Genomic DNA, 7,463 nt, shown 5'->3' with positions numbered 1-7,463 from the left:
CGACCAGCAGGCGGCCACGGTCGGCCAGGTCTGCTTCGCCCCCGGCGAGGCCAAGAACACCTATGGCACCGGCAACTTCCTGCTGCTCAACACCGGAGCGGAGCTGATCCGCTCGGCGAGCGGGCTGCTCACCACCGTGGCGTACCAGTTCGGCGACAGCCCTCCCGTCTACGCGCTGGAGGGCTCGATCGCCGTCACCGGCTCGGCCGTCCAGTGGCTGCGCGACCAGATGAAGATGATCGACGACGCCGCGGGCAGCGAGCGGCTCGCCCTCACCGTCGAGGACAACGGCGGGGTGTACTTCGTGCCCGCCTTCTCCGGGCTCTTCGCCCCGTACTGGCGCTCCGACGCCCGGGGCGCGATCGTCGGCCTCACCCGCTATAACACAGGCGGCCACATCGCCCGCGCCACCCTCGAGGCCATCTGCTACCAGAGCCGGGACGTGGTCGAGGCCATGGAGCGGGACGCCGACATCCACATGGACGTCCTGCGGGTGGACGGCGGGGTCACCGACAACGATCTGTGCATGCAGATCCAGGCCGATGTGCTGGGCGTACCGGTCAGCCGCCCGGTCATCGCCGAGACCACCGCCCTGGGCGCCGCCTACGCGGCGGGGCTGGCCACGGGATTCTGGCGGGACACCGATGAGCTGCGCTCCCACTGGAGCGAGTCCAGGCGGTGGGAGCCCCAGTGGGACGAGAAGACCAGGAAGGAGGGGTACACGGGCTGGAAGAAGGCCGTCCAGCGCACCCTGGACTGGGTCACGGTCGAGTAGGCCCGGCGGGGCCCGGGGCGAAACCACCGCGCCGGACCCGGTTGCGCCGGGCGTTCCGCGGCGTTTCGCTGGAAGTACCCGGCGGTGGCCGAGACACCCTGGGACCACACCGTGTCCGCCACCACCGCCGCTTGTCAGCGATCGACGCGGAGGTGATCCAGGTGAAAGCCGTCGTCTATGAGAAGCCCTACTCGGTGGCGGTGAGGGACGTCGACGATCCTCGGATCGAGCATCCGAACGATGTGATCGTGCGCGTCACCTCCAGCGCGATCTGCGGCTCCGATCTGCACATGTACGAGGGCCGGACGGCGGCCGAGCCCGGCATCGTCTTCGGGCACGAGAACCTCGGTGTGGTCGAGGAGACCGGTTCCGGCGTCGTCTCGCTGTCCAAGGGCGACCGCGTGGTCATGCCGTTCAACGTGGCCTGCGGATTCTGCAAGAACTGCCTCGCGGGCGACACCGGCTTCTGCCTCACCGTCAACCCCGGCTTCGCGGGCGGCGCCTACGGCTATGTGGCGATGGGCCCGTACAAGGGCGGCCAGGCCGATCGGCTGCGGGTGCCCTTCGCCGACTTCAACTGCCTGAAGCTGCCCCAGGGCGAGGAGCTCGAGACCGACTTCATCCTGCTCGCCGACATCTTCCCGACCGGCTATCACGGCTGTGAGCTGGCCGAGGTCTCCCCGGGCGAGAGCGTGGCCGTCTACGGCGCGGGCCCGGTGGGGCTGATGGCCGCCTACTCCGCGCTGCTGCGCGGCGCCGCCACGGTGTTCGTGGTCGACCGGGTCCCCGAGCGGCTGGAGAAGGCCAGGGAGATCGGCGCCGTCCCCATCGACTTCAGCAAGGGCGACCCGGTGCCGCAGATCATGGACCGCACCGGCGGCGAGGGCACCGACAAGGGCATCGACGCGGTGGGCTACCAGGCCCAGGCGCACGACGCCAGTCATGAGGAGCCCGCGTCGGTGCTCAACTCGCTGGTCGACACCGTGCGGCCGACCGGACGGCTCGGCGTGCCGGGGCTGTACGTCCCCTCCGACCCCGGCGGCCCCGATGAGCACGCCAAACGGGGTCAGCTGCTGGTCTCCATCGGCCGGATGTTCGAGAAGGGCCAGCGCATGGGCACGGGCCAGTGCAACGTCAAGCGCTACAACCGCCAGCTGCGCGACCTGATCATCGCCGGGCGCGCCCGGCCCAGCTTCGTGGTCTCCCATGAACTGCCGCTGGACCAGGCCCCGCAGGCGTACGAGAAGTTCGACAAGCGGGTCGAGGGCTACACCAAAGTGGTGCTGCATCCGGCGCTCGCGGCCTGACGGCCCCTCGGCCGTGAGCCGGGCTCCTGTGGTCCTCAAAGCCCCCGGTGATCCAAAAGGTCACTGAATGGGGCGATATGCACCATAATTGGTTTTGTGCACCCGAATGGCTGTCTCGTTCAGCTCCGGGAGGAGGAGCGATCATGAAGAACTCCCGGGTGGCGCTGGCCTTCGCCAGTGGCTATCTCTACGGGCGAGGCCATAGGGGGACCTTGGTCCTCGGCCTCGCCGGTCTCGCTGCGGGCAAGCGCCTGAGTTCCGGTATCAGCCCACCGGGCGCCCAGCAGCTGAAGTCCTCCGAGCTCGGCAGGCTCGGCCAGGAGATCGGCGGCCGTCTGGTCTCCGCGGGCCGGGACGCGGCCATGTCGGCGGCCAGTCACCGCATGGACGCCCTGAGCGACCGGCTGGAGCGGCGCGCCGAGACCCTGCGCACCGGCGGTGCGGGGGGCCGGGGGCCGGAGGCCGGGGAGCACGAGGAGCCGGAGGAGCACGAGGAGGGCAAGGAGCGCGAGGAGCACCAGAAGCACGAGCGGGGGAGCGCCGCGCGGACCCGCCAGGGCGGGGAGCGCGAGCGCACCGGCAGGCAGCGCAGGCCTGCCGACCGTCCGGCGCAGACCAGGAAGCGGACCGGTTCCGAAGGGCCCGCGCGGCGAAGCCAGAGGTGAGGGCCATGGCAGAGGAAATCCCCAAGGGGCGGACCGGTGGGCGCGGCACGCTCGCCCAGGATCTGCCCACTGAGCGCCTGCTGAAGGAAGCGCAGGGCCTGCTCGCGGCGCTGGGCGAAAGGGCCCTGGAATCGGTCACCCACCTGGGCGAGAACCCCGGGACGGGCGGGCTGAAGGGCAGCCTGGAGCTGGTCAGGGACAAGGTAGTCGACACAGCCAAGGAACAGGTCAAGGACCAGGTCAAGGGAAAGGTCAAGGACCAGGTCAAGGAGAAGGTCGTCGGTACGGCCAAGAGCATCATCCCGGGCCTCGGCGGCGGTGACGGGGATGGCGGCGGCAAGGGCGGCAAGAAGCTCAAGGTCACCAACATCGTGGAGCAGATGGACGTGGGCGCGCCCCTCTCGCTCACCTACAACCTCTGGACGGAGTGGGACAACTTCCCCTCGTACATGAAGAAGGTCGAGGACGTCCGGAACGAGGACGAGGACGAGGTCGGGACGGAATCCGAGTGGAAGGCCCAGGTCTTCTGGTCGCACCGCAAGTGGCGGGCCGAGGTCATCGAGCAGGTGCCCGACAAGCGCATCATCTGGAAGTCCAGTGCCGACAAGGGCCATGTGGACGGCACGATCACCTTCCACGAGCTGGCCCCCGACCTCACCCGCATCCTGTTCGTGCTGGAGTACTGGCCGCAGGGCTTCATGGAGCGCACCGGCAACCTCTGGCGCGCCCAGGGCCGCCGGGTGCGCCTGGAGATGAAGCACTTCCGCCGCCACCTCATGCGTGAGGTGCTGCTCGCCCCCGACGAGGTCGTGGGCTGGCGCGGTGTGGTGCGCGACGGCGAGATCGTGGAGGACGACGAGCGAGAGGGACGGGAGCGCGAGGAGGAAGAGCGCGAGGAGGAAGAGCGCGAGAAGGAAGAGCCCGAGGAGGGCGAGGAGCGCGAAGAACCGGGGGACGAGTACGAGGACGAGGAGCCCGAGGAGCCCGAGGACGAAGAGCCCCGGGACGAATACGAGGAGGAGTACGAGGACGAGGAGCCCGCACGGCGCCGAGCGCGCCGCTGACGGACCCCGCCCCCGGAACGGGTGAGCGCGGTGACCGTAGCACGGCAGCAGCAGAGCCAGTATCTGGACCGGGCGAGTTCCAGCGCCCTGGTCGACGTGGTCGACCTCATCCTGGACAAGGGCCTGGTCATCGATGTGTATGTGCGGGTGTCCCTGGTGGGCATCGAGATCCTGACCATCGACGCCCGTATCGTCGTCGCCAGCGTGGACACGTATCTGCGGTTCGCGGAGGCGACCAACCGACTCGACATCGCCCGCAGCGGCACCGAAACCCATGGTCTGCCCGGCCTCATGGACGAGATCCAGGAGAGCGGCGGCAAGAAGAAGACCAAGGGCGCCCTGGAGGGCGTCAAGGAATCGGTCTCGGACCTGCTCCAGGGCGATGACGACGAGGACCGGGAACCCGAGGCCGAGGAGCGGACGAGGCCCCGGCGTACCAAGGGTTCCCCCAGCCACAGGGAGCGCGAGCGGTGATGACCGAGGACGGACGTGCCTGCTATGTCTACGGGGTCGTCACGGACGACCGGCCCGATGAGTCGGTCAAGGACCTGCCCGCCGTCGGGGACCCGGAGGCCCCGGTGACCCTGGTCCGCCAGGGCGGTCAGGCCGCGGTGGTCAGCGAGGTGCCCGTCGACAAGCCGCTGGGCACCCCCGAGGATCTGCGCACCCACGCCAGGGTGCTGGACCACCTGGCCGCGCAGGGCTCACCGGTGCTGCCGTTCCGCTTCGGCACCGTGGTGCGCGACACCGCGGCGGTGGCGGACGAGCTGCTGACCGAGGGGCACGACGACTTCGCCCGCGGCCTCGACCGGCTCCGCGGCCGTACGCAGCTCACCGTGCGGGCCCGCTATGACCAGGACGCGGTGTTGCGCGAGGTGGTGACCGAACAGCCGGAGGCCAGACGGCTCCGCGACGAACTGCGGGGGCTGCCCGAGGACGCGGGCTACGAGCAGCGGATCGAGCTCGGCCAGCTGGTCATGGACAGCATCGCCGCGAAGCGGAGCGTGGACGCGCTGGAGCTCGACCGGCGGCTGGCGCCGTACGCACTGGGCTCGGTGTCGGAGGAGCCGGCGTCCCCCGAGGGGCTGGTCAACGCCTCGTTCCTGGTGGAGGACGCGAAACGGCAGGCGTTCGAGGAGGCGGCCGAGGAGCTCGCCGCGCACTGGCACGGCCGGGTCCGGATGCGACTGCTCGGCCCGCTGGCGCCGTACGACTTCGTGGCCGACGCGACGCTGGAAGGGGACGCGACGCTCGAAGGGAAGGAAGGCGACGAGTAGCCATGGGACTGTTCACCGGCCTGGCCACACTGCCGCTGGCCCCGGTGCGAGGCGTCGTCTGGATCGCCGAGCGAATCCATGACGAGGCCCACCGGCAGCTGTACGACCCCGAGGTGATCAAGCAGCGGCTGGAGGAGGTCGCGGAGGCCCGGGAGAGCGGGGAGCTCACCGAGGACGAGGCGGCCCGGGAGGAGGACGAGCTGGTCCGCAGGCTGATGTCCCAGGGGCCGCCCGACGGGGGCCTGGAGGTATGAGCCGTGCCCCGCGAACGGCCCCGCGAGGAACACCACCGCGAGGAGAGGCCACGTGCCCGGCCCCGTGAGGAACGGCCCCGTGAGGAACGGGACCGTGAGGAGCGGCCCCGTGAGGAACGGCCCCGTGAGGAGCGGCCCCGGCGCGAGCCCGAGCCGGAACGGGACCGGCGCGAGCATGAGCCCGAGCGGGAGCGGCGCGAGCACGAGCGGGAGCGGCCTCGGCGTCCCGCGCTCGTGGCCCGCGATGCCGCGCGCAGCGCGGCCCGCCATGTGCGGGGGCTGACCGGGCGGACCCCGGAGGGCATCACCTCGCTGGAGCGCACGGAAGACGGCTGGACCATCGGTATCGAGGTGGTCGAGACCCACCGGATCCCGGACTCCACCGACATCCTCGCCGAGTACCAGGTCGAGCTGGACGACCGCGGCGAACTCGTCTCCTACCGCCGCGCCGAGCGCTACTACCGGGGCAGGGCGGAGAACCGGACATGAACCAGAGCTCCGACTGGAACCCACCGGTCCGGCGCACCGGCGCGGCACGCGAACCCGCCCGCCGGGGCGCCGAGCCGTCCAGCCTGGCCGACATCCTGGAGCGGGTGCTCGACAAGGGCATCGTCATCGCGGGCGACATCCAGATCAATCTGCTGGACATCGAACTGCTGACGATCAAGATCCGGCTGCTGGTCGCCTCCGTGGACCGGGCCAAGGAGATGGGCATCGACTGGTGGGAGCACGACCCCTCGCTCTCCTCCGGCGCCCGGGACGTCCTGGAGGAGAACGAGCGGCTGCGGCGGCGCGTCGGCGAGCTGGAGGACGGCCGCGGCGCGCGCCGGGAGGACGACCACGAGGACCACGGCGCGGAGCGGAAGGACGAACGGTGAACGGTTCCCTCGCCACCTGGCTGTACGCGGTGACGGCCGCCCCCGGGGACGACACCCCGCCGCGGGGGCTCACCGGGGTGGCCGACGAACCGGTGCGCCTGGTGGAGAGCGCGGGGCTGGCCGCCGTCGTGGGCTCCGTACCGCTGGAGGACTTCGGCGAGGACGCGCTGCGCGACCATCTGGAGGACCTGGAGTGGCTGGAGCGCACCGCCCGCGCCCATCACCGGGTGATCAACGGCGCGGCCCGCCACGGCCAGGTCATCCCGCTGCGCTTCGCCACGCTGTACCACGACGACGACCGGGTCCGGGCGATGCTCCAGGAGCGCCGGGACGACTTCACGGCCACGCTGCGGCGGGTGGCGGGCCGCACCGAGTGGGGTGTCAAGGCGTATGTCGACCCCAGGTCCTTCCTGCCCGACCCGGACGAGCCCACCGGCGGCGAGGAGAGCCCCGGAACCGCCTATCTGATGCGGCGGCGGGCCCAGCGGCAGGACCAGGAGACGGCGCATCTGCGCGCGACCGAGCGGGCGGAGGAGATCCACGCCTCGCTCGCCGCGCTGGCGGTGGCCACGGCCGCCCATCCACCGCAGGACACCGCGCTGGCCGCGTACGAGGGGTGGATGGTGCTGAACAACTCCTATCTGGTGCCCGACGCCCTCGGTGAGGAGTTCGCCGCCCTGGTGACCGACCTGGGGCAGCGCTACCCCGCCATCACCCTGGAGGTCAGCGGCCCCTGGCCGCCGTACTCCTTCACCGCCCCGCCGAAGCGGGCGGAGGACGCCCAGCCGGAGGAGACGCCGTCGTGACCCGGGCGATCGAGCGGCGGGAGGTGGCCCTGGTCGACCTGCTCGACCGGGTGCTCGCCGGAGGCGTGGTGATCGCGGGGGAGATCACCCTGAGCATCGCCGACATCGACCTGGTGCGGATCTCGTTGCGCGCCCTGATCGCCTCCGTACGGGTGGAGAACGAGGAGAGGCGGGAGGGGGATCGCCTTGATCGCCGTGAAGGGGGACCGCCATGACGGACGACCGCACTCCCCGGCGGCCCGGGCGGCGGATCGAAGTGGACGAGGAATCGGTCCGCAGGAGCCTGGCCGGGCTGGTGCTCACCATCGTCGAGCTGCTGCGGCAGCTCATGGAGCGGCAGGCGCTGCGCCGCGTCGAGCAGGGCGGCATCAGCGATGAGCAGATCGAGGAGCTCGGGCTGACGCTGATGGCCCTGGAGCGGAACATGGCCGAGCTGC

At 71.0% G+C, this 7,463-nt stretch carries 12 protein-coding genes; all 12 read left to right on the top strand.

Going from position 1 to position 7,463, the window contains the following annotated elements; genetic code table 11:
• Window positions 1-775, top strand: a 775-nt coding sequence (locus tag GWI24_RS36810; protein ID WP_247617389.1) for an FGGY-family carbohydrate kinase, incomplete at its 5' end; no start/stop codon positions are given.
• Between the two features lie 161 nt (window positions 776-936).
• Complete coding sequence (locus GWI24_RS36805) at window positions 937-2,082, top strand: glutathione-independent formaldehyde dehydrogenase (RefSeq protein ID WP_210950388.1); 1,146 nt, start codon at window positions 937-939, stop codon at window positions 2,080-2,082.
• Window positions 2,083-2,225: 143 nt separating this feature from the next.
• Window positions 2,226-2,747, top strand: a complete 522-nt coding sequence (locus GWI24_RS36800) for a hypothetical protein (RefSeq protein WP_210950386.1) — start codon at window positions 2,226-2,228, stop codon at window positions 2,745-2,747.
• A 5-nt stretch (window positions 2,748-2,752) separates the two neighbouring features.
• Window positions 2,753-3,811: an SRPBCC family protein gene (locus GWI24_RS36795; protein ID WP_210950385.1), complete on the top strand. Its 1,059-nt coding sequence runs from the start codon at window positions 2,753-2,755 to the stop codon at window positions 3,809-3,811.
• A gap of 30 nt (window positions 3,812-3,841) precedes the next feature.
• Window positions 3,842-4,285: a gas vesicle protein GvpJ gene (gene gvpJ, locus GWI24_RS36790; RefSeq protein WP_210950384.1), complete on the top strand. Its 444-nt coding sequence runs from the start codon at window positions 3,842-3,844 to the stop codon at window positions 4,283-4,285.
• On the top strand, window positions 4,285-5,088 hold the full coding sequence (locus GWI24_RS36785) for a GvpL/GvpF family gas vesicle protein (protein ID WP_210950383.1): 804 nt from the start codon (window positions 4,285-4,287) through the stop codon (window positions 5,086-5,088). Before gvpJ ends, GWI24_RS36785 begins: the two co-directional genes overlap by 1 nt.
• 2 nt (window positions 5,089-5,090) lie before the next feature.
• Window positions 5,091-5,342 carry a gas vesicle protein GvpG gene (locus GWI24_RS36780; RefSeq protein WP_210950382.1) on the top strand — a complete coding sequence of 84 codons (252 nt, stop codon included), beginning with the start codon at window positions 5,091-5,093 and terminating at the stop codon, window positions 5,340-5,342.
• Window positions 5,343-5,345: 3 nt separating this feature from the next.
• A complete protein-coding gene (gene gvpO, locus GWI24_RS46695) occupies window positions 5,346-5,831 on the top strand; it encodes a gas vesicle protein GvpO (RefSeq protein WP_210950381.1) in 486 nt (161 codons plus the stop codon).
• On the top strand, window positions 5,828-6,220 hold the full coding sequence (locus GWI24_RS36770; RefSeq protein WP_247617387.1) for a gas vesicle protein: 393 nt from the start codon (window positions 5,828-5,830) through the stop codon (window positions 6,218-6,220). The genes gvpO and GWI24_RS36770 overlap by 4 nt, the downstream gene beginning before the upstream one ends.
• Window positions 6,217-7,026, top strand: a complete 810-nt coding sequence (locus GWI24_RS36765) for a GvpL/GvpF family gas vesicle protein (protein WP_210950380.1) — start codon at window positions 6,217-6,219, stop codon at window positions 7,024-7,026. The genes GWI24_RS36770 and GWI24_RS36765 overlap by 4 nt, the downstream gene beginning before the upstream one ends.
• Window positions 7,023-7,241 (top strand): gas vesicle protein, encoded by a 219-nt coding sequence (locus GWI24_RS36760; protein ID WP_210950379.1) that lies wholly within the window; start codon window positions 7,023-7,025, stop codon window positions 7,239-7,241. The genes GWI24_RS36765 and GWI24_RS36760 overlap by 4 nt, the downstream gene beginning before the upstream one ends.
• Window positions 7,238-7,463: gas vesicle protein K (locus GWI24_RS36755; protein WP_210950378.1), on the top strand; the 226-nt coding region annotated here is incomplete at its 3' end. The genes GWI24_RS36760 and GWI24_RS36755, both read left to right, overlap by 4 nt.

Source organism: Streptomyces sp. MK37H, from assembly GCF_018035285.1.
GTDB classification, from domain to species: Bacteria; Actinomycetota; Actinomycetes; order Streptomycetales; family Streptomycetaceae; genus Streptomyces; species Streptomyces endocoffeicus.
Note: the sequence above shows the minus strand (reverse complement) of the source record. Positions and strands in the feature narration are given on the sequence as shown.